Genomic DNA, 20,985 nt, shown 5'->3' with positions numbered 1-20,985 from the left:
CTGTTCGGGTTGCTGTGCATCTGCGTTGAAGCACGACGTTACGAGCGTAATGTGTCGGCCGTGTTTCGAACAGCACCGTCGCACGTCGCGTGGGTCGCGACTCGCGTGTGATTCCGGCGATGCAACGTCACCCGGCCGATGTTCAGCGTAGAGCCTCAGGGAATGTTCGCGGGCGTGTCTCGCTTAGAATCTTCATACGGGTTTCTCGCCCGCATCGCCCGCGTCGACCCCCCAACTCGCACTCGGATTCGCGCGACTCGCGCAGGAGGAGCTTCCATGGACCAGCACGATCCCTTCGGCTTCGTCGGACTGACATACGACGACGTGCTGCTCCTGCCGGGGCATACCGACGTCATCCCCAGCGAGGCCGACACCTCGTCGCGGATCACGCGGCGCATCTCGGTCGCGACGCCGCTGCTCTCCAGCGCCATGGACACCGTCACCGAGTCGCGCATGGCGATCGCCATGGCCCGAGAGGGCGGGATCGGCATCCTGCACCGCAATCTCTCGATCGCCGACCAGGCCGCCCACGTCGACCGCGTCAAGCGCAGCGAGTCCGGCATGATCACCGACCCGATCACGACGACGACGGATGCCACGGTCGAAGAGGTCGACAATCTGTGCGCGAGGTACCGCATCTCCGGCCTGCCGGTCATCGACGATGAGGGCAAGCTGGTCGGCATCATCACCAACCGCGACATGCGCTTCGTCTCCGGCTTCGAGCGTCAGACCACGTTCGTGAAAGACGTGATGACGCGGGAGAACCTCGTGACCGCTCCGGTCGGGGTCGCCGCGGGTGAGGTCATCGCGCTGTTCGCGAAGCACCGCGTCGAGAAGCTGCCCCTCATCGACGACGACGGCAAGCTCGCCGGCCTCATCACGATCAAGGACTTCGACAAGAGCGAGAAGTATCCGCTCGCCACCAAGGACGATCAGGGCCGGCTGCGCGTCGGTGCCGCCATCGGCTTCTTCGGCGACGCGTGGGAGCGCGCCGAGGCGCTGCGCGACGCCGGCGTCGATGTGCTCGTCGTCGACACCGCCAACGGCCAGTCGCAGGGCGTGATCGATCTCGTCCGCCGCCTGAAGGCAGACGAGACGTTCGAGCACATCGACATCATCGGCGGCAACGTGGCGACCCGCGAGGGCGCTCAGGCGCTGATCGACGCCGGCGTCGATGCTGTGAAGGTCGGCGTCGGACCCGGCTCCATCTGCACCACCCGTGTCGTCGCCGGAGTCGGCGTTCCGCAGGTCACCGCCGTCTACGAGGCATCGCTCGCCGCGCGTCCGGCCGGCGTCCCGGTGATCGCTGACGGCGGCCTGCAGTACTCCGGCGACATCGCGAAGGCGCTCGTCGCCGGCGCCGACGCCGTGATGCTCGGGTCGCTGCTCGCCGGCACCGACGAGTCGCCGGGCGAGATCGTCTTCCAGTCGGGCAAGCAGTTCAAGCAGTACCGCGGGATGGGTTCGCTCGGCGCCATGCAGACCCGTGGCAAGCAGACCTCGTACTCGAAGGACCGCTACTTCCAGGCCGACGTTCCGAGTGACGACAAACTGATTCCCGAGGGCATCGAGGGACAGGTGCCCTACCGGGGCCCGCTCGCCGCCGTCGCGTACCAGCTCGTCGGGGGCCTCCGCCAGTCGATGTTCTACGTCGGTGCCCGCACGATCGAGGAGCTGAAGACCCGCGGCAAGTTCGTGCGCATCACGTCGGCGGGGCTCAAGGAGTCGCACCCGCACGATGTGCAGATCGTGGTCGAGGCGCCGAACTACAAGAAGTAGACGCACCTCGAAGGAGAAGGGACCGGATGCCGCGCGGCATCCGGTCCCTTCGTCGTTCCCCGTCCGACGGGGAGCAGCGGGGATCAGCCGCAGGTGTAAGTGACTCCGTCGACTTCCCAGACGCCCGGGCCGAGTTCGGCGCACATGCCGACGACGCCGCCGATCACCGTGACGAACACGATGATGCCGATGATCCAGAGGAGCGTGATCACTGCGCCGACGATGATGCCCGCGATGGCGAGACCCTTCGACGCTCCGGCCTTGCCGAGCTGGACGGCCGCCACGATGCTGAGGATCAGACCGATGGGGGCCGCGACGAAGGCGAGCACGAGGCCGACGATCGACAGCACTCGTCCGGGCGGCGAGGCCGGAGGCTGGGCGTAGCCCGAGCCCTGCTGAGCGGGGGGCGGCGCGTAGCCCGGTGCGTCCGAAGCGGGTGCGCCGTTCCAGGCCGGGGGATTCTGCGGGGACTCGGGCGGTGGGGGAATCGTCATGTTCTCTCCTGTCGCAAGGGAGACGGCGGGTCGGCCGTCGCCGGTTCTCGTAGCCAGAGCGTAGCGGTCGATACGTGTCCGGCGTAGCGTGCCGGTATGTGCCGCAACATCGTTCCCCTGAACAATCTCGAGCCCGCAGCGACCGATGAAGAATGTCACGACGCCGCCCTGCAGTTCGTCCGCAAGATTTCCGGCACGAACGCGCCGTCCAGGGTGAATCAGGCCGTCTTCGACCGAGCGGTCGCCGAGATCGCGCAGGCGGCTCGGCACCTCCTTGACGACCTCATCACCTCGGCGCCGCCCAAGAACCGTGCGGCGGAGGCGGCGAAACGTCAGGCCCGCTCGGCGGAGCGCTACGAGGCGATCCGGGTCTACCAGCAGGAGAAGCGCGAAGCGCGGATCGGCTGAGTTCGGGGCCGCCGCACCGCGAAACGATGCTGCGCGTATGCGGCGGCGCGCTATGCCAGACTCGACATACCCCGCTCGACTTTCCCCGCGGACCCGGTGGTAGGGCACCGAGACCGCGACGCCGATCATGATCGGCAGGGAAGATCCCCAAGGAGAGCTGCTCACATGGTTGAGGAGACCCCCCGCGTCCTTGTCGTCGACGACGATCCGGACGTCGCACTGCTCGTGAAGACCGTTCTCGAGAGACGCGCCGGCTTCCTCGTCGACGTCGCCGAAGACGGGCGCATCGCGATCGAACGGATGGCGGAGGTCCGCCCGGACGTCGTCGTCACCGACATCGAGATGCCGGGGCTCAGCGGCCTGGAACTGCTGGCCGAACTGCGGCGCACGAGCCCGAGCGTTCCGGTGATCGTGATGACCGCCCATGTCTCGGTCGAGTACGCGGTCTCCGCGCTGCGCGCCCAGGCAGATGAGTTCCTCACCAAGCCGCTCGACAACACCAAGCTCGTCGAGGTCGTCACGCGTCTCGCCGCCGAGGGCCGACGCCGTCGAGAGGCGGCGCGGCCCAAGGAGGTCGTGCTGGCGATCGGCGCGCACCCGGACGACGTCGAGATCGGAGTCGGCGGACTCCTCGCCGCCCATGCGCAGGCCGGCGACGAGATCACCATCCTCACTCTCTCGCGCGGTGCGCGCGGCGGCGACGCCGACAGCAGGCAGGACGAGTCCCTCGCTGCGGCGGACGCGCTGGGCGCGCGGCTGTTCGTGAAGGATCTCGTGGACACCGAGATCTCCGGCGGCGGCACCACCGTGCGCCTCATCGAAGAGGTCGTGCAGGAGATCCAGCCGACCATCGTCTACACGCACTCGAGTCATGACCGGCACCAGGATCATCGCGCGGTGAGCGAGGCGACGATCGTCGCCACCCGCCGCGTGGGCACCGTGGCCTGCTACCAGAGCCCCTCTGCGACGATCGACTTCCGTCCGACCCGGTTCGTGCGGATCGACCAGTACCTGGAACAGAAGCTCCGGCTGCTGGAGCGATTCAGCTCGCAGACCGCCAACCGCGACTACCTCGAGCCCGACTTCGTGACGGCGACGGCGCGATACTGGTCGCGCTTCGGCGGGGGCAAGGCGGTGGAGCCGCTCGAGGTCGTGCGCGAGACGGCGGAATTCGTCGGTGCACACGAACTCACGAGAAGAGAGAGCTGATGACCACGCGCGTTCTGGTGACCGGTGCGGGGGGTCCGGCCGGTGTGGCCGTCATCCGCTCCCTTCTGCGTCGCCCCGACCTGACCGTGTTCGCCGCCGATATGGACGGCTGGGCGAGCGGCATCTATCTCGTCCCGCCTGCGCAGCGGCGCCTCGTGCCGCCCGGCAGAGATGACGACTTCGTTCCGGCCATCGCGAGGATGGTGGCGGAAGACTCGCTCGACCTCGTGATCTCCACGGTCGACGTCGAGCTGATCGCGCTCGCCGAGCGGCGCGATGAACTGGCGCCGGCCGTGCTGGCGGCGCCGTCCGCCGAGACGCTGCACACCGCCCTCGACAAGCTGGCCCTCGCGGAGCGGTGCGCTCCGACCGGCCGGACACCGCGGACCGTCCTCGCGGGGCCCGACGCCGAAGAGGTCGACTGGGAGTTCCCGGTCTTCGCGAAGCCCCGGCAGGGCGCCGGCAGCCGCGGCATCCGACTCGTCCCTGATCGCGCGGCGCTCGAGGCACTGCCGACCGACGAGGGACTCATCGTGCAGGACTACCTGCCCGGCGAGGAGTATTCGGTCGACGTCATCGCGGATGCGGCCGGCAACGTCGTCGCCGCGGTCCCGCGCACACGCGCCCGGGTCGATTCGGGTGTCGCGATCGCCGGGCAGACGGTGCGAGACACTGAACTCGAGGAGACAGCCGCCGCGATCGCGCAGGCCATCGGGCTCGTCGGCGTCGCCAACGTGCAGCTGCGCCGTGATCGCAACGGGCGCGCGGTGCTGCTCGAGGTCAATCCCCGATTCCCAGGGGCGCTGCCGCTGACGATCGCGGCCGGGGTGGACATCCCGTCGCTGGTCGCCGACCTGTTCCTCGGCATCGAACTCCCCGTCCGCGTGCCGTTCCGGGAGGTCGCCTCCGTGCGATTCCTGGAAGACGTCATCGTCGAGGTCGACGACCTGCTCGTCTCGGCCCACGCCGGTCACCAGGAGGACCTGTGAGCCACGCCGCACTCCTCGGGGACCACCACGTGCACTCGACCTTCTCGGATGACGCGGTGTCGACGCTCGCCGAGAACGTCGCCGCAGCGGCGGCTGCGGGCCTGAACACGCTCCGCCTCGTCGACCATGTGCGGCAGAGCACCACCTGGGTTCCGGAGTACCTCACCGCGGTGCGCGGCCTGTCGGTTCCCGAGGGACTCACGGTGCTCACCGGGGTGGAAGCGAAGATCCTCGACGCCTCGGGAGAACTCGACATCCCTGCGCTGCCGACGGGCATCGACCGCATCCTCATCGCCGACCACCAGTTCCCCGGGATCGACGGCCCGCTCGGGCCGACGGCGGTGCGCGAGCGGATGGCGAGCGGCTGGGCGGCGGACGACGTGCTCGACGTCCTCGTCACAGCGCTGATCGCTTCGATGCGGCGGCATCCGGGGAACCAGCTCGCCCACTGCTTCTCGATCCTCCCCAAGATCGGCCTGTCCGAAGACGACCTCGGGGACGAGCGCATCGACGCGTGGGCCCGCGCCGCCGCGGAGACCGACACACTCGTCGAGGTGAACGAGAAGTGGGGGTGTCCCGGCATCCGCTCTCTCGCCGCGTTGCGGCGCGCGGAAGCGGGGATCGTGGCGTCCACCGACAGTCACGTCGCCTCCGACGTCGGCCGCTACTCCCGTGTGATCGCCCTTCTCGACGCGGAGGACGGCTCGTGATGGCCGATCTCACCTGGCTCGAGACGGCGCTCGTGATCTTCCTGCTGCTCTGCGTCTTCGTCGGGACGCTCCCCGTGATCAACACGGGTCTGCAGTTCCTCGTGCTGCCGCTGCATGCCTTCCGCAATCACTATTCGAAGGCGGTGCCCTACCACCCGAACGTCGCCGTCGTGATCCCGGCGTGGAACGAGGGGCTCGTCATCGGACCGGCGATCGAACGGCTGCTCCAGCTCGAGTACCCCGCCGACCGTCTGCGGATCTTCGTCGTCGATGACGCGTCGACCGATGACACTCCTGAGATCGTCCTCGCCAAGGCGGCCGCGCACCCGGGCCGTGTCGTGCACCTGCGTCGTGACAAGGGCGGGGAGGGCAAAGCGCACACCCTCAACCACGGGCTCGACGTCGTCCTGGCGGACGAGTGGACCGAGGCCGTGCTGATCATGGACGCCGACGTCATCTTCGCCAGGGACTCGCTGCGCAAGCTCAGCCGTCATCTCGCCGACGAGAAGGTCGGCGCCGTCACCGCGTACATCGCCGAGGGCAGTCGCGATCGCAACTACCTGACGCGCTTCGTCGCGATCGAGTACGTGATCGGTCAGCTCTCCGCCCGGCGCACGCAAAACGTCGGCGGGGCGATCGCCTGCCTCGCAGGCGGGGCGCAGCTGCATTCGCGCGCCAACCTCGAGGCGATCGGCGGGCGCATCCCGACGGGCACGCTCGCCGAAGACACCATGACGACGTTCGAGGGCCAGCTCAAAGGCAGACGGATGGTGTTCGAGCCGCACGCCGTGGTGCTCGCCGAGGAGCCTCGCACGGTCGACAGTCTGTGGAAGCAGCGGCTGCGCTGGGCCCGTGGCAACGTGCAGCTGACCTCGATCTATCGCAAGCTCTGGTTCCGTCCGAGCCGCGTCCACAACCTCGGCAGCATCCCGTTCGGATTGGCGTGGTTCACGATCCTGCTGCTGCCCGTGTTCATGCTGCTCGCGGCGGCGGCCATGCTCGCCCTCCTCGTGCTGCACAGCGACATCGCGGAGTTCGTGTTCCGCTTCATGTGGATCGCGGCGGCCTGCATCTATCTGTTCTCGATGCTGTACGCCGTGCAACTCGATCCGCGCATCGGGAGGCAGTCGTGGCGGGAGGCGATCATGTTCCCCGGCCTGGGTGCGCTGATCCTCATGGCGGTCGCGCTCTTCCCGTGGCTCTTCGAGTCGGGGCTCGCGCAGCTCGGCTTCGCGCTGACGGACGAGACCCGTTTCGCCTGGGCTGTCGTCTTCTATCTCTGGGGTCCGATCTCGATGCTCGGCATCTGGCTCGCACGTGCCGTGGAGCCTCTTCCCGGCGGACGCTTCTTCGCAGGGCTGCTGCTCTACATCTGCGGCTACGGCTCCCTGCTCTGCGCCATCACCGTGGACTCGTACATCAAGGAGTGGCGTCGCGCCGACGCCTCATGGATCAAGACCGAGAAGATCGGACGGGTCGACTCATGACCGAAGCACCGTCGCAGAGCGCAGAGGCGGAGGAGATCAACGCCGATGCCCGTCGGGAGCGCCGTCTGATCCCTCAGGCCCTGCTCGCGCTCGCCGTCGTCGTCGTGATCGTCGTCGTGCGAGAGCTGCTCCTCCGATGACCGGGAGGCCGCTGGCGCTGGTCGTGGAGGACACGCCCGATCAGGTGGCTCTGCTGCGCCGCTACCTCGATCGCGAGGGATACGAGGTGTTCGCTGCCGCGGATGCGGAGTCGGCGATCGCCGCGTTCGACGACATCGACCCCGCTCTCGCGGTGATCGATCTGATCCTGCCCGGCATCTCCGGGCAGGAGTGCGCGCGACGCGTGCAGACGCGCTTCCCCGCCTGCTTCCTCGTGATCAGCTCGGTGCTCGACGCCGCTGACTACCCGCCGGCGGATGCTGCGCTGCCGAAGCCCATCACGGGCGCTGCCGTGCACGATATCGTCGAACGGATGCCGCGATGAGAGCCACTCCGCTCCACCGGGCGGAGAACCGCTGGTATCAGGTCTTCGACAACCCGAGTCCGCTCGTCAAGCAGGCGCCGACGCTGATAGCGGTGCTCATCGCCGGGATGCTGACCTGGTGGATCGCGGATCTGCCGGTGACGATCCTCCCGGCGGCGCTCCTCGGCATCGCCTTCGTGCTGGCCGCGACCGTGCAGGCGGCGGTGTTGAGCGCGCGACGGGTGCATGAGGGCTGGGTCGTCCTGCTCGTACCGCTCATCGACATCGTGGGCCTCGGGCTCTTCCGCACGGGGACGGGCGGGGCCGCCTCCCTCTTCTCCTCGTTGGTGCTGCTCCCCGTCGTCTGGCTCGCCGCCGCCCCCGGCATCCGCTATGTCTTCATCGTGGGCGGCCTGACGTCGCTGGCCCTACTGATGCCGTACTTCGTCGACCCGCCGAGCAGCTCGGTCGACTGGTTGCGCGGCGTGATCGGGCCACTCGTCTTCGCCGCCGTCGCTGCCGTCGTCAACGAGCTCTCCCGCCAGCAGCGAGTGCGCGCCGAGCAGGCCGAGGAGCTCGTCACCGAGCGCACGACAGCTCTGGCGGACAACGTGAAGATGATCGTGCAGCTGCGCGAGAAGGAGCACCAGTACCGCTCGCTCGTCGAGTCGTACGAAGGTCTGTGGTCGTCGATCACGGCTCAGGCGGTGATCGCGACCGACCGGCGGGGCGTGATCACGGCGTGGAATCCGGGTGCCGAGCGGCTGTTCGGAGTCCGGCATGAAGACGTGCTGCAGGAGGTGCGGGTCGATCGATTCTTCGCGGAGTCCTCGCTGACGGCGCTGGCGAGCGACTGCACCGCGGAGGAGCGCGATGCTGATACGTCCGGGCTCCCGCCGGGGTTGCGGGCGCTTTTCGCGGGCGCGGACGACGACGACCGGAATGTCGAGGGCGACGTGGAGATCGTCACCGCAGCGGGGACCACGGTCCCGGCACGCGTCACGGTGAACCCGTACCGAGACGGAGCGGGCACGCAGCAGGGGTACCTGTTGGTCGTCACCGACGAGACCAGGGCCGTCGAGGTCGCGCGCATGAAGGACGAGTTCGTCGGCATGATCTCGCACGAGCTGCGGACGCCCTTGAGTTCGATCATCGGGTTCCTCGACCTGCTGCAGAACGACCCCGGCCAGCCGCTCAGCGAGGAGCAGCAGGAGTTCGTCGGCATCATCGAACGCAACGCGGAGCGGCTGCTCAACCTCGTCGGCGATCTGCTGTTCACGGCGCAGGTCGAGTCGGGCAGGTTCCCGCTGGAGCGCGAGGACGCAGATCTCGGCGCCCTGGTGCAGTCGGCGGTGGACTCGGCGGGCCCGCACGCCCAGCGCGAAGGCATCGACCTGCAGGCCGAGATCGAATCGGGCGTCCCGCGCCTGCTCGTGGACTCGGGACGCATCGGGCAGGCGCTCGACAACCTGCTCTCCAACGCCGTCAAGTTCACCCCGCGAGGCGGGAGCGTCACGGCGCGGGTGAAGCAGGTCGACGGCGGTGTCGAGTTCGCAGTGAAGGACACCGGAGTCGGGATTCCGGAGGACGAGCAGGGCATGCTCTTCACCCGCTTCTTCCGCGCCTCGACGGCCACGCGGAACGCCGTACCCGGCGTCGGGCTCGGACTCACGATCACGCGGGCGATCGTGCTGGCGCATGGCGGCACGATGGACGTCACGAGTGAAGAGGGCGTCGGCACGGAGTTCCGGTTCGTCCTGCCGTCCGCCCCGCGGACCGAGGTGCTGACGCTGAGCCGCGCGGACTGACCGGCAGGCCGTCTTCGGCACCGCGTGACCGCGTGTGTCGGGGCGTGAACGTCGATGACGGCGCCCGCGCGTGCGGCGCGCCGCCCGAGCTACGGTCGCCGCATGACTCTTCTCCAGGACCAGATCACCACCGTCTCCGAGGTCTCGCCCGCCGAGCGCACGCAGCGCCTGAACGTGGCGGGGGCGGGGTGGAACGAACGCATCGCCGCGGATGCCGGCAACGCACAGCTGACCTATCGGGTCAGCGGCCGTGGCATCGGATCCGTCGCGACGGAGATCCGTGCGGGCAAGCACCGCTTCCTCGTGGATGAGCCGAGTGCGCTCGCGGGTGACGATGTCGCGGCGAGCCCGGTCGAGTACGCGCTGGGTGCCCTCGTGTCATGCCAGGTGGTCGTGTATCGCCTTTACGCTCAGGCCCTCGGCCTGACGATCGACGAGATCGAGATCACGGCCGAGGGAGACCTCGACGTGCGCAAGCTCTTCGGCATCGACGAGTCGGGGCGTGCCGGCTTCCATGACATCCGCGTGACCGTAGAGATCAGCGGCCCCGACAGCGCGGAGCAGTACGAGAACCTGCGTCAGACGGTCGACGCGCACTGCCCGGTGCTCGACCTCTTCGCCAACCCGGTTCCGACGAAGAGCGTGCTCGCCTGACCTGAGCGCTCCTTCCCACGGAGCGCCCGTCGGTGGCACGCTCTATGTATGGACACTCCGGCGCGTCGACCGACTAGCGACGATGAACGGCGCTTCTCGCGTGAAGAAGCCAAGGCCCTGGTGCGGTCGCAACTCGAGGGAGCACCAGTCACAGAATCGCTGTTCGCTGAGCGTCGGGCCGCGGCGGTCGCCGAAGACGAGGCCGGGTGACCGCGGATCGACCGCGCCCGTAGTGGACTGATAGCCTGGTCGGCTCGCTGCTCGCGGGCGGAAGGACGGCCTCGCACAGTGGGCTACATCGATGTCTCCGCAGTCTCTCTGACGCTCCCCGACGGCAGACCTCTTCTCGACGAGGCGACGTTCCGGGTGGGGGCCGGCTCCACCAGCGCGCTGATCGGACCGAACGGCGCCGGGAAGACCACCTTGCTGCGCATCATCCGCGGTGATGAGAAGGCCGACGACGGCGTCGTGACCATCGATGGCGGACTCGGCGTCATGGATCAGTTCGTCGGACACGGCCGCGCCGGGCAGACGGTGCACGAGCTGCTGGTGAGCGTCGCCCCTCGGCGGATCCGGTCGGCGGCGGAAGCCCTCGAGGCGGCCGAGAACGCGCTCATCGAGCGCGACGAGCACGACGTCCAGATGGCGTACGCGTCGGCCATTGCGGAGTACGCGGATGCCGGTGGCTACGAGCACGAGACGGTGTGGGATCAGTGCACGACGGCAGCCCTCGGTATGCCCTTCGAACGTGCGCACCACCGGGAGCTCACAACGCTCTCGGGCGGCGAGCAGAAGCGCCTGGCACTCGAGGCGCTGCTGCGAGGCCCCGACGAGGTGCTGCTGCTGGACGAGCCGGACAATTACCTCGACGTCCCCACGAAGCGCTGGCTCGAGGAGCAGCTGCGGCGGACCTCGAAGACGGTGCTTCTCGTATCCCACGATCGCGAGCTCCTGGCGCGCGCCGCCGACCGGCTGATCACGCTGGAGCCGGGTGGCGCCGGATCCACCGCGTGGGTGCATGGCGGCGGCTTCGCGACCTATCACCAGGCGCGCACGGACCGCATGGACCGGCTCGACGAGCTGCGCAGGCGTTGGGACGAGCAGCACGAGAAGCTGCGCACGCTCGTGGCGACCCTCAAGGTGAAGGCATCGGCGAACGACGGCTTCGCGTCGCGGTATCAGGCCGCGCAGACACGGCTGCGCAGGTTCGAGGAGGCAGGCCCGCCCGAGGAGCGGCCACCTGCACAGGACTTCGACATGCGCCTGCGAGGTGCCCGCACGGGCAAACGGGCCGTCGTCGCCTCCGGGCTCGAGCTCACCGGGCTCATGAGACCCTTCGATGCCGAGATCTGGTACGGCGATCGCATCGGCGTGCTCGGCTCGAACGGGTCGGGCAAGTCGCACTTCCTGCGGCTGCTCGCGCGCGGGGATGCCGCGGGATGCCGGAAGCTCGGCGCTCGACCGCTACGGGCTCGTCCGCCAGGCGCAGCAGACCTTCGAGTCGCTGTCCGGCGGGCAGCAGGCGCGTTTCCAGGTCCTGCTGCTGGAGCTCTCCGGCGCCACGCTGCTGCTGCTGGACGAACCGACCGACAACCTCGACCTCGAGTCGGTCGAGGCCTTGGAGGACGCGCTCACGCGCTTCGACGGAACCGTGCTCGCGGTCACGCACGACCGCTGGTTCGCCCGGTCGTTCGACCGGTTCCTCGTGTTCGGGTCGGACGGCGAGGTCTATGAGTCCGACGCGCCGGTGTGGGACGAGCGACGGGTAGTGCGGGCGCGGTGAGTCGGGGGTGGCAGGTCAGGAAACGCCGTGTCCGACCGCCGGGTAGGCTGGACCGGTGACCATGGAGATCGAGCTCGGCCGAGGAAAGCGCGCACGCCGCGCGTACACGTTCGACGACATCGCGGTGGTGCCGTCTCGGCGCACGCGCAACCCCGAAGATGTCTCGACCGCGTGGACGATCGATGCCTTCGGCTTCGACATCCCCGTGCTGGGCGCGCCGATGGACTCGGTCGTCAGCCCCCGGACGGCCATCATGCTCGGGCAGCTCGGCGGACTCGGCGTGCTCGACCTCGAAGGCCTCTGGACGCGCTACGAAGACCCTGAGCCCCTGCTCGCGGAGATCGCCGGGCTCGACGACGCGCAGGCGACCGTGCGCATGCAGCAGCTGTACTCGGAGCCGATCAAGCCCGAGCTCATCACGCGTCGGCTCGCCGAGATCCGCGAAGCCGGTGTCACGGTGGCAGGATCTCTCACGCCGCAGCGCACACAGGAGCACTACGACACCGTCGCCGCCGCCGGAGTCGACCTGTTCGTCATCCGCGGCACGACCGTCTCTGCGGAGCACGTGTCCAGCGTCGACGAGCCGCTGAACCTCAAGAAGTTCATCTACGACCTCGACGTCCCCGTGATCGTGGGCGGCGCCGCCACCTACACCGCGGCGTTGCACCTCATGCGCACCGGCGCTGCGGGTGTGCTCGTCGGCTTCGGCGGAGGCGCGGCATCCACGACGCGCGCCACGCTCGGCATCCACGCGCCGATGGCCACCGCCGTCTCCGATGTCGCGGCCGCCCGCCGCGACTACCTCGACGAGTCCGGCGGACGCTACGTGCACGTGATCGCCGACGGCGGCGTCGGCACGTCCGGCGACATCGTCAAGGCGCTCGCGATGGGAGCGGATGCCGTGATGCTCGGCGTCGCGCTGGCCCGAGCCACCGACGCTCCCGGTCACGGATTCCACTGGGGCCCTGAGGCCGTTCACGCCAAGCTGCCGCGCGGCCACCGTGTCGAGGTCGGCGGCATCGGCACGCTCGAGGAGATCCTGTACGGCCCCGCGCCCGTCGCCGACGGCACCGCGAACCTCATCGGGGCCCTCCGCAAGTCCATGGCGACCACCGGCTACTCGGACCTCAAGGAATTCCAGCGGGTCGAGGTCGTGCTCGCTCCGTACGAGGCCTGAGGCCTCGCGCAACACCGTGACAGCTCCCGCACAGTTCCCGCCGACCCTTCGAGAGGTCATGCTCCGGGGACGGTGGATCGGGATGCTGCTGCTCTGCCTCGTCGTCGCCGGAGTGTTCGCGTGGCTCGGCCAGTGGCAACTGGAGCGCGCCATCGAGACTGATCCGCCGCCGGCCGGCGCGACCGAGCAGGTGCGGCCGCTCGCCGACGTCGTCGCACCGGCGGAGTACCTTCCCGAACCGCTCGTCGGGCAGCGGGTGGAGACCTCGGGAACCTGGGTGGGCGGGGACTTCCTGATCGTGTCGAGCCGGTTCAACGACGATGTCGAGGGGTACTGGGTCACCGGGCAGCTGCGTGTGGCGGACCGCACCTCCATCGCAGTCGCGATCGGCTGGGCTCCCGATCGCGAGACGGCGGATGCCGCGATCGCCGAGCTCGAAGCCGAGGCTGCCGGCACGGAGACCGAGGTCACCGGGCGCATCATCTCGGATGAGGGACCGAGCGTCCCGCCGCGGGGCGAGCCGGACCGGATGGATCGGATGTCGACGGCTGCGCTCCTGAGTCGCTGGCACGACACCGAGCAGCTCGACGTGTACCGTCCGTACCTCGCCGCGACCGAGGCTGAGGCGGGGCTCGTCGACATCTCGTCTCCGGCTCCGGAGGAGCAGTCCCCGGTCAACTGGCTGAACATCTTCTACGCCGTCGAGTGGGCGATCTTCGCCGGCTTCGCCTTCTATCTCTGGTACCGCCTGGCGAAGGATGCGTGGGAGCGCGAGGTCGAGGAGTTCGACGACGCGCGTGGCGCAGAATCCGCCTGATTTCACGCGCATCTGCGCGGGATCGGATGCGCACCTGCGCGCCGGAATATCGCGATAGGGACCTTCGTCGGGGGTCGCTGCGGCCATCCGGTGAGCGATCGGTGTCCAATCGGAAAACTCCATTGAGGATGTCGGAACCGCTTCGTATGCTCGCAACATGTGTGCGGGCTGGGAGACCCCGGTGCGCGCCGACAGATTCATGAGAGATGTCGCACGACCGACCGAGGAGACAGCACCGATGATGTCCGCTCCACGAGACGAGGGCCGCATGGTCCCCGTCGCGCACCGTAGTAGCAGGGGGCGCCTCGGCGCTCTCGCCGTGACCTGTGTGGCAGCGTTGGGCTTCGGCTCGCTGACCGCCGTGCCCGCATTCGCCGATCCCGCAGGGAATGGGGTGGTGATCAACGAGGCGTATCTCTCCGGAGGCAGCGCAGGAGCCGCGTTCAAGAACAAGTTCGTCGAGCTGTACAACCCGACCGCCGCGCCGATCACCCTCGACGGCATGTCGCTGCAGTATCGCTCCGCGACAGGAACTGGCCCCTCGAATGGCGTCGCGCCGCTCACCGGGGTCATCCCGGCCGGCGGCTACTACCTCGTGCAGGGCAACAGCAACGGTGCGAACGGCGCGGAGCTGCCCTCGCCGGACGCCGTCAGCACACTGACCCCGAGCGGAACCAACGGCACCCTCGCTCTCGTGCAGGGCACGGCCGCGGTCACGCTCACGCCCGGCTCGGTCGCGGGCGTCGAGGGCGTGATCGATGTGCTCGGCTACGGCACCTCCAACACCTTCGAGACCGCCGCGGCGACTGCGCCGGCCGGCAACACCGACGTCAAGTCGCTCAACCGCACCGGCGGCGTCGACACCGACAACAACAGCGCCGACTTCACGCTGTCGGCGACGATCACCCCGCAGAGCACCGGCGGCACCGATCCGGACCCCGACCCCGACCCCGATCCGGACCCCGAGCCCACGACGGCCACGATCGCCGACGTGCAGGGCACGACCGACGTCTCGCCGCTGAGCGGTCAGACCGTCACGGTCGAGGGCGTCGTCACCGCCGACTACCGCACCGGCGGCTACAAGGGCATCGTCATCCAGACGCAGGGCACGGGCGGCGCGACCGACGCGACGCCCGGCGCCTCCGACGGCGTCTTCGTCTTCCTCAACGCGCTCGCGCCGACGCTCGCCATCGGCGACCTCGTCTCGGTGACCGGCTCGGTCGGCGAGTACTTCGGTCAGACGCAGCTGAACCCCGGAGCAGTGACCGACGTCAAGGTGCTCACGGCGGGCGCCGGAGTCCCCGCTGTCACGCCGCTTTCCGACGCCGTGCGCGGAGCCGACCGTGAGCAGTACGAGAACATGTACGTCGCACCGGAGGGCACCTACCGCCTCGCCTCGAGCCACCAGCTCTTCAACTTCGGCACCCTCTGGCTCAACGCCGGAGCAGACCTCAACGTCAAGAGCACCGAGACCACGCGTCCGGGTGAGGCCGCCACGGCCATCGCCACGGCGAACCGCGCCAATCGCGTCCTGCTCGACGACGGCTGGTCCGTCCAGGTGACGAACAACGCCCACCCCGGCGCGCAGCCGTACTTCACGAAGGAGACGGTGGTCCGCAACGGCGACGTCGTCGACTTCAGCGACAACGGCTACGTCCTGCAGTGGGGCTTCGACGACTGGCGCCTTCAGCCCGTCGTCCCGATCGACGACGCCTCGCCCGCCGACCTGAAGGTCGGCTTCGAGGCGACGAACCCGCGGACCGAGACGGCCCCCGAGGTCGGCGGCGATGTGCAGGTGGCGTCGTTCAACGTCTACAACTACTTCACGACGCTGAAGTCGGAGAACTCCGACGCACGCGGCGCGGCGAACGCCTCGCAGTTCGCGATCCAGAAGTCGAAGATCGTCGCGGCGATCAACGGGCTGGATGCCGAGATCGTCTCGCTCATGGAGATCGAGAACTCGGTGAAGCTCGGCAAGCCGATCGACTCCGCGCTGAAGGATCTGGTCGCAGGTCTCAACGAGGATGCGGGGAGCGAGGTGTGGGACTACGTCCCCACGCCTGCCGCGCTGAACGCCGCCCCCACGACCGACTACATCACGAACGCGATCATCTACAAGAAGGATGCCGTCGACACGGTGGGCGACAGCGCGACCGTCACGGACGAGACCGTCTGGGGCAACGCGCGCGAGCCGATCGCCCAGGCGTTCGACATCGACGGCCGCGTCGTCACGGTGGTCGCGAACCACTTCAAGTCGAAGTCTCCGCCCGAGGGCGCCGGCGCCGAGCCGGCCGACGGCCAGGGGTTCTTCAACGCCGACCGCGTGAAGCAGGCGAATTCGCTCCTGGCCTTCACCACCGAGCTCGAGGAGACCAGCGGCAGCAGTGACATGCTGCTGATCGGGGACTTCAACGCCTACGGCAAGGAAGACCCGATCGACGTGTTCACCTCGCAGGGGTGGAGCGACCTGGCGGCCGACAAAGCTGCCGGCCAGTACACGTACACGTTCGACGGCGAGCTCGGCTCGCTCGACCACGTGATCGCGTCCCCGTCGCTGACCGCATCGATCACAGGCGCGGGCGTGTGGGGCATCAACTCCCCGGAGTGGAGTGACCGCGGCTACGCGTTCGGCGCCACCGAGGCGGGTACGCCCTATCGCTCCAGCGACCACGACCCGATCATCGTCGGCGTCTCGTCAGAGATCCCGCCGGTGAGCATCGACGTCGTGACGGTCAACGACTTCCACGGCCGGATCGAGGCCGACGGCGCTGCGGCGGGGGCTGCGGTCCTGGCCGGCGCGGTCAAGCAATTCCGTGAGGAGAACCCGAACACGATCTTCGCCGGAGCCGGCGACCTGTTCGGCGCCTCGACGTTCACCTCGTTCATCAACGACGACAACCCGACGATCGACGCACTCAACGCGGCCGGTCTCGATGTCAGCGCCCCGGGCAACCACGAGTTCGACCTGGGCTGGGAAGACCTGCGCGATCGCGTGCAGCAGCGCGCGGACTGGGAGTACATCGCCTCGAACGTGTTCGTCACAGAGACGGGCGAGCCCGCGCTCGCACCGGCCTGGGTGAAGGACCTCGACGGGGTCAGGGTCGGCTTCGTCGGCGCTGTCACGGAAGACCTCGACTCGCTCGTCGCGCCCGAGGGCATCGCCGATCTCGAAGTCCGCGGCATCGTCGACTCGGTGAACGCCGTGGCGGACGACCTGCGCGACGGAGACGCGTCCAACGGCGAAGCGGATGTCGTCATCCTGCTCGTGCACGAAGGTGCCGAGAGCGTTGACGTGGGCGCCATCACCCCGGATTCCCCGCTGGGCGAGATCGTGTACGGGGTCGACGACGACGTGAACGCCATCGTCTCGGCACACACGCACCTCCCGTACAACCACGTCATCGATGGTCGTCCCGTCGTCTCGGCCGGTCAATACGGCGAGAACCTGGGCCTGATGAACATCCAGGTCGACCCGAAGACGAAGGACCTGATCTCCATCACCAACGAGATCAAGCCCCTCACCGCCGCCGGCAAGCCGCTGTACCCGGCTGTCCCGGAGGTCGCCGAGATCGTCGCCAAGGCGAAGGCCGAGGCCGACGTGCTGGGCGCTGTGAAGGTCGGAGAGATCACCGCCGACTTCAACCGCGCTCGACAGAGCGACGGCACGACCGAGAATCGCGGTGGCGAGTCCACGCTCGGCAACTTCGTGGCGGACGTGCAGAAGTGGTCGACGGGTGCGGACATCGCGCTGATGAACCCGGGTGGTCTGCGGGCGAACCTCACCTACGCCTCGAGCGGAGCCACCGACCCCGGGGGCAACGTCACGTACCGGGAGGCCGCGACGGTCCAGCCGTTCGCGAACACTCTGGTGACGCTGACGCTGACTGGCGAGCAGCTGAGGAAGGTGCTCGAGGAGCAGTGGCAGCCCGCAGGCGCGGCGCGGCCGTTCCTCAAGCTCGGTGTGTCGGAGGGCCTCGTCTACACGTACGACCCCGCGGGGGCACAGGGCTCCAGGATCACCTCGATCACGCTCGACGGCACGCCGGTCGATCCGAACGGCAGCTACACGGTTGCGGCCAACTCGTTCCTCGCCGGGGGTGGCGACAACTTCGCCACTTTCAAGGAGGGTGCGGACAAGCGCGACACGGGCAAGATCGACTTGCAGTCCATGGTCGAGTGGTTCGACGCGAACAAGACCGCGAGCCCCGACTACGCGCAGCGCGCTGTCGGCGTCGTGGTCAGCCCGGCGGATGCCGATGGCTACAGCGCCGGCGACCAGGTGACCGTGTCGCTCTCCTCGCTGGCCTTCAGCGCGGGCGAGCCCGCCCCGGGCGAGGTCACGCTCTCCCTGGGCGGCACGCAGCTCGCGGCCGGAGCGATCGACCCGGCCGTCGTCGACGCGATCGACGAGGTCGGACGCGCGAGTCTCACGTTCACGGTGCCGTCGGGCGTCTTCGGCGAGCAGCAGCTCACCGTCGCCGTTGCAGGCACCGGGACGACCGTGCAGGTGCCGTTCACGATCGCCGGTGAAGAGGAGTTCGCCGGCACGATCGTCCTGGGCTCCTCCAAGGTGGCGGCGGGCAAGAAGCTCGCGATCACCGGGGAGGGCTACCAGCCGGGAGAGACCGTCACCGTGGAGCTGCGACCGAAGAAGGGGGCGCCGATCGAGGTCGGCACCGTCCAGGTCGCAGACGACGGAACCTTCACCACCTCGGTCACCGTGCCCAAGAAGGCGCAGCCGGGCAAGTACACGGTCGCGGTCTCGCAGGCCGACGGCGACGAGGCGACAGCCACGGTCACCGTCAACCGTGCGGGTGGCATCGGAGGCGCGATCGGGGACATCCTCGACTGGCTCTGGGACCTGCTCAACGGATGGTGGTGATCCTGCTCGCAGGATGACATGACGGAGGCCGTCGGGGGAGACCCCGGCGGCCTTCGTCGTGCTCAGGCGGCTTCGCGCTTCCCAACTTCTGCGGCCCGCAACTTCTGCGGCCGATCGCAATTCCTGCGGCCACATGGACGCGGTGGGGCCGCAGAACTTCGGATCGGCCGCAGAAGTCGGCGGCGCGGTCTTCCAGCCAGACCAGGCCTCTACATCTGAATCAACGTCAGTCCGCGCCGTCTAGACTGGACTCATGCCCGAACCGAAAGTCGCCAGCTTTCCGGCGATCCGCGGTGCGCTGAGGTTCTACCAGATCGCGTCGATCATCACCGGAGTCATGCTGCTCCTGCTGGTCGCCGAGATGGTGCTGAAGTACACGCCGATCCATCTCGAGCTCTTCGCGGGAGGGTCCGGCGGACCGCTGTGGTTCGCGCCCGTCGTCGAGGGCCCCGAGGGCCTCGAGTCGACCGGTGACGGGTTCAACCTGTCGCTCTTCATCCTCGTGGCGCACGGCTGGTTCTACGTCGTCTACCTGTTCGCGTGCTTCCGCATGTGGAGCCTGATGCGCTGGCCGTTCCTGCGGTTCATCCTGCTCGCCCTCGGTGGCGTCATCCCGCTCCTCTCCTTCATCATGGAGACCATCGTCGCTCGCGACGTGAAGACCTATCTCGCCACCCGCGAGGCCGCCGACGCTTCGTCGAGCTCAGCGACCGCGAACAATGCCCCGGAAGGTGTCCGTTGACCGAGCATTCCGAGACCGAGCAGCGTCCTGCGCTCGTCGTCGACTTCGGCGCGCAGTACGCGCAGCTGATCGCCCGTCGCGTCCGTGAGGCGGGTGTCTACAGCGAGATCGTGCCGCACACCGCCACGGCCGCCGAGATCGCCGCCAAGAACCCGGTGGCGATCATCCTCTCCGGCGGCCCCTCGTCGGTGTACGAGGAGGGCGCTCCGCGCCTCGACCCCGCGGTGTTCGACCTCGGAGTCCCGACTCTCGGCATCTGCTACGGCTTCCAGTACATGGCGCAGACCCTGGGCGGCGAGGTCGCGCACACCGGCCTGCGCGAGTACGGTGCGACGGATGCCGTCATCTCGGGTGACGGCGGAACCCTGCTCGGCGGGCAGCCGATGGCGCAGAACGTGTGGATGAGCCACGGCGACCAGGTCGCGAAGGCGCCGGAGGGCTTCGAAGTGCTCGCCACCACCGACGCCACCAAGGTCGCGGCGTTCGCGAATGAGGAGCGCGGCTTCTACGGCGTGCAATGGCACCCCGAGGTCAAGCACTCCGACCACGGCCAGCGCGTGCTCGAGAACTTCCTGCACAAGGGAGCGGGTCTCGCGTCCGACTGGAACAGCGACAACGTGATCGCCGAGCAGGTCGAGCGCATCCGCGAGCAGGTCGGCGACGCCCGCGTCATCTCAGCACTCTCCGGTGGCGTCGACTCCGCGGTCTCGACCGCCCTCGTGCACAAGGCGATCGGCGACCAGCTGACCGCGGTCTTCGTCGACCACGGTCTTCTCCGCAAGGGCGAGCGCGAGCAGGTCGAGAACGACTACGTCGAGTCCACCGGCGTGCGGCTCATCACGGTCGACGCGGCCGAGACGTTCCTCGGTCACCTCAAGGGCGTGACCGACCCCGAGGAGAAGCGCAAGATCATCGGCCGCGAATTCATCCGCGCGTTCGAGAAGGTCCAGCTCGACCTGGTCGCCGAGGCCAAGGCTTCGGGCGGCGCTCCGGTGAAGTTCCTCGTGCAGGGCACGCTGTACCCCGACGTCGTCGAGTCCGGCGGCGGCGCGGGCACCGCGAACATCAAGTCGCACCACAACGTCGGCGGCCTCCCCGACGACCTCGACTTCGAGCTCATCGAACCTCTCCGTGCGCTGTTCAAGGACGAGGTTCGCGCGATCGGCCGCGAGCTCGGCATCCCCGAGGCGATCGTCGGCCGCCAGCCGTTTCCGGGGCCCGGTCTCGGCATCCGGATCATCGGTGAGGTCACCGCTGACCGTCTCGAGATTCTGCGTGAGGCCGACGCCATCGCCCGTGAAGAGCTGACGAAGGCCGGTCTCGACCAGGAGATCTGGCAGTGCCCGGTCGTGCTGCTCGCCGACGTGCGCTCGGTGGGCGTGCAGGGCGACGGCCGCACCTACGGGCACCCGATCGTGCTGCGCCCGGTGTCGAGTGAAGACGCCATGACCGCCGACTGGACGCGGCTGCCGTACGAGGTGCTGGCGAAGATCTCGAACCGCATCACGAACGGTGTCCGCGACGTCAACCGCGTCGTGCTCGACGTCACGTCGAAGCCGCCGGGAACCATCGAGTGGGAGTAG

16 protein-coding genes and 1 pseudogene are annotated in these 20,985 nt (G+C 68.6%); 16 read left to right on the top strand and 1 reads right to left on the bottom strand.

Annotation, left to right across the window (positions count from 1 at the left end):
• Positions 1-276 precede the first annotated feature (276 nt).
• Positions 277-1,779, top strand: coding sequence for an IMP dehydrogenase (gene guaB / locus RS85_RS05465; RefSeq protein WP_046012424.1), 1,503 nt, complete (start codon positions 277-279; stop codon positions 1,777-1,779).
• 83 nt (positions 1,780-1,862) lie between these two features.
• On the opposite strand, the gene RS85_RS19450 is transcribed toward guaB, so the two are convergent.
• Positions 1,863-2,273 (bottom strand): DUF4190 domain-containing protein, encoded by a 411-nt coding sequence (locus RS85_RS19450; RefSeq protein ID WP_152642334.1) that lies wholly within the window; start codon positions 2,271-2,273, stop codon positions 1,863-1,865.
• Positions 2,274-2,369: 96 nt separating this feature from the next.
• On the opposite strand from RS85_RS19450, the gene RS85_RS05455 reads away from it, so the two are divergent.
• The 15 genes and pseudogenes from RS85_RS05455 (at position 2,370) to guaA (ending at position 20,985) form a co-directional block, all read left to right on the top strand.
• Positions 2,370-2,681, top strand: a complete 312-nt coding sequence (locus RS85_RS05455; protein ID WP_046012501.1) for a DUF2277 domain-containing protein — start codon at positions 2,370-2,372, stop codon at positions 2,679-2,681.
• A gap of 165 nt (positions 2,682-2,846) precedes the next feature.
• Positions 2,847-3,890, top strand: a complete 1,044-nt coding sequence (locus RS85_RS05450; RefSeq protein ID WP_046012423.1) for a response regulator — start codon at positions 2,847-2,849, stop codon at positions 3,888-3,890.
• The gene (locus RS85_RS05445) at positions 3,890-4,879 is read left to right on the top strand and encodes an ATP-grasp domain-containing protein (RefSeq protein ID WP_046012422.1); all 990 of its coding nucleotides are present in this window, start codon (positions 3,890-3,892) and stop codon (positions 4,877-4,879) included. Before RS85_RS05450 ends, RS85_RS05445 begins: the two co-directional genes overlap by 1 nt.
• Positions 4,876-5,589 (top strand): PHP domain-containing protein, encoded by a 714-nt coding sequence (locus RS85_RS05440; protein ID WP_046012421.1) that lies wholly within the window; start codon positions 4,876-4,878, stop codon positions 5,587-5,589. Before RS85_RS05445 ends, RS85_RS05440 begins: the two co-directional genes overlap by 4 nt.
• On the top strand, positions 5,589-7,076 hold the full coding sequence (locus tag RS85_RS05435) for a glycosyltransferase family 2 protein (RefSeq protein ID WP_046012420.1): 1,488 nt from the start codon (positions 5,589-5,591) through the stop codon (positions 7,074-7,076). The genes RS85_RS05440 and RS85_RS05435 overlap by 1 nt, the downstream gene beginning before the upstream one ends.
• Positions 7,073-7,216 carry a hypothetical protein gene (locus tag RS85_RS19820; RefSeq protein WP_162836762.1) on the top strand — a complete coding sequence of 48 codons (144 nt, stop codon included), beginning with the start codon at positions 7,073-7,075 and terminating at the stop codon, positions 7,214-7,216. Before RS85_RS05435 ends, RS85_RS19820 begins: the two co-directional genes overlap by 4 nt.
• Complete coding sequence (locus RS85_RS05430; protein WP_046012419.1) at positions 7,213-7,560, top strand: response regulator; 348 nt, start codon at positions 7,213-7,215, stop codon at positions 7,558-7,560. The genes RS85_RS19820 and RS85_RS05430 overlap by 4 nt, the downstream gene beginning before the upstream one ends.
• Positions 7,557-9,347: a sensor histidine kinase gene (locus RS85_RS05425; RefSeq protein WP_046012418.1), complete on the top strand. Its 1,791-nt coding sequence runs from the start codon at positions 7,557-7,559 to the stop codon at positions 9,345-9,347. The genes RS85_RS05430 and RS85_RS05425 overlap by 4 nt, the downstream gene beginning before the upstream one ends.
• Positions 9,348-9,449: 102 nt before the next feature.
• On the top strand, positions 9,450-10,001 hold the full coding sequence (locus RS85_RS05420) for an OsmC family protein (RefSeq protein ID WP_046012500.1): 552 nt from the start codon (positions 9,450-9,452) through the stop codon (positions 9,999-10,001).
• 288 nt (positions 10,002-10,289) lie between these two features.
• Positions 10,290-11,784 (top strand): annotated as a pseudogene (locus RS85_RS05415) (ATP-binding cassette domain-containing protein).
• 61 nt (positions 11,785-11,845) lie between these two features.
• Positions 11,846-12,961: a GuaB3 family IMP dehydrogenase-related protein gene (locus tag RS85_RS05410; RefSeq protein ID WP_046012499.1), complete on the top strand. Its 1,116-nt coding sequence runs from the start codon at positions 11,846-11,848 to the stop codon at positions 12,959-12,961.
• A gap of 58 nt (positions 12,962-13,019) precedes the next feature.
• The gene (locus RS85_RS05405; RefSeq protein ID WP_152642333.1) at positions 13,020-13,778 is read left to right on the top strand and encodes an SURF1 family protein; all 759 of its coding nucleotides are present in this window, start codon (positions 13,020-13,022) and stop codon (positions 13,776-13,778) included.
• Positions 13,779-14,016: 238 nt separating this feature from the next.
• Positions 14,017-18,660 carry an ExeM/NucH family extracellular endonuclease gene (locus RS85_RS05400; RefSeq protein WP_052703421.1) on the top strand — a complete coding sequence of 1,548 codons (4,644 nt, stop codon included), beginning with the start codon at positions 14,017-14,019 and terminating at the stop codon, positions 18,658-18,660.
• A gap of 253 nt (positions 18,661-18,913) precedes the next feature.
• Positions 18,914-19,402 (top strand): DUF3817 domain-containing protein, encoded by a 489-nt coding sequence (locus RS85_RS05395; protein WP_046012415.1) that lies wholly within the window; start codon positions 18,914-18,916, stop codon positions 19,400-19,402.
• Positions 19,399-20,985, top strand: coding sequence for a glutamine-hydrolyzing GMP synthase (gene guaA, locus RS85_RS05390; RefSeq protein WP_046012414.1), 1,587 nt, complete (start codon positions 19,399-19,401; stop codon positions 20,983-20,985). Before RS85_RS05395 ends, guaA begins: the two co-directional genes overlap by 4 nt.

Origin of the sequence: Microbacterium sp. SA39 (assembly GCF_000967865.1) — a bacterium.
In the GTDB taxonomy this organism is placed as follows: Bacteria; Actinomycetota; Actinomycetes; order Actinomycetales; family Microbacteriaceae; genus Microbacterium.
Note: the sequence above shows the minus strand (reverse complement) of the source record. Positions and strands in the feature narration are given on the sequence as shown.

Bases quoted from the DNA above. Each gene is read 5' to 3' on its own strand.
- RS85_RS05425 (WP_046012418.1), top strand. From the start codon at position 7,557: ATGAGAGCCACTCCGCTCCACCGGGCGGAGAACCGCTGGTATCAGGTC.
- RS85_RS05455 (WP_046012501.1), top strand. From the start codon at position 2,370: ATGTGCCGCAACATCGTTCCCCTGAACAATCTCGAGCCCGCAGCGACC.
- RS85_RS05430 (WP_046012419.1), top strand. From the start codon at position 7,213: ATGACCGGGAGGCCGCTGGCGCTGGTCGTGGAGGACACGCCCGATCAG.
- RS85_RS05410 (WP_046012499.1), top strand. From the start codon at position 11,846: ATGGAGATCGAGCTCGGCCGAGGAAAGCGCGCACGCCGCGCGTACACG.
- RS85_RS05445 (WP_046012422.1), top strand. From the start codon at position 3,890: ATGACCACGCGCGTTCTGGTGACCGGTGCGGGGGGTCCGGCCGGTGTG.
- guaB (WP_046012424.1), top strand. From the start codon at position 277: ATGGACCAGCACGATCCCTTCGGCTTCGTCGGACTGACATACGACGAC.
- RS85_RS05400 (WP_052703421.1), top strand. From the start codon at position 14,017: ATGATGTCCGCTCCACGAGACGAGGGCCGCATGGTCCCCGTCGCGCAC.
- RS85_RS05405 (WP_152642333.1), top strand. From the start codon at position 13,020: ATGCTCCGGGGACGGTGGATCGGGATGCTGCTGCTCTGCCTCGTCGTC.
- RS85_RS19820 (WP_162836762.1), top strand. From the start codon at position 7,073: ATGACCGAAGCACCGTCGCAGAGCGCAGAGGCGGAGGAGATCAACGCC.
- RS85_RS05450 (WP_046012423.1), top strand. From the start codon at position 2,847: ATGGTTGAGGAGACCCCCCGCGTCCTTGTCGTCGACGACGATCCGGAC.
- RS85_RS19450 (WP_152642334.1), bottom strand. From the start codon at position 2,273: ATGACGATTCCCCCACCGCCCGAGTCCCCGCAGAATCCCCCGGCCTGG.
- RS85_RS05395 (WP_046012415.1), top strand. From the start codon at position 18,914: ATGCCCGAACCGAAAGTCGCCAGCTTTCCGGCGATCCGCGGTGCGCTG.
- RS85_RS05420 (WP_046012500.1), top strand. From the start codon at position 9,450: ATGACTCTTCTCCAGGACCAGATCACCACCGTCTCCGAGGTCTCGCCC.
- RS85_RS05435 (WP_046012420.1), top strand. From the start codon at position 5,589: ATGGCCGATCTCACCTGGCTCGAGACGGCGCTCGTGATCTTCCTGCTG.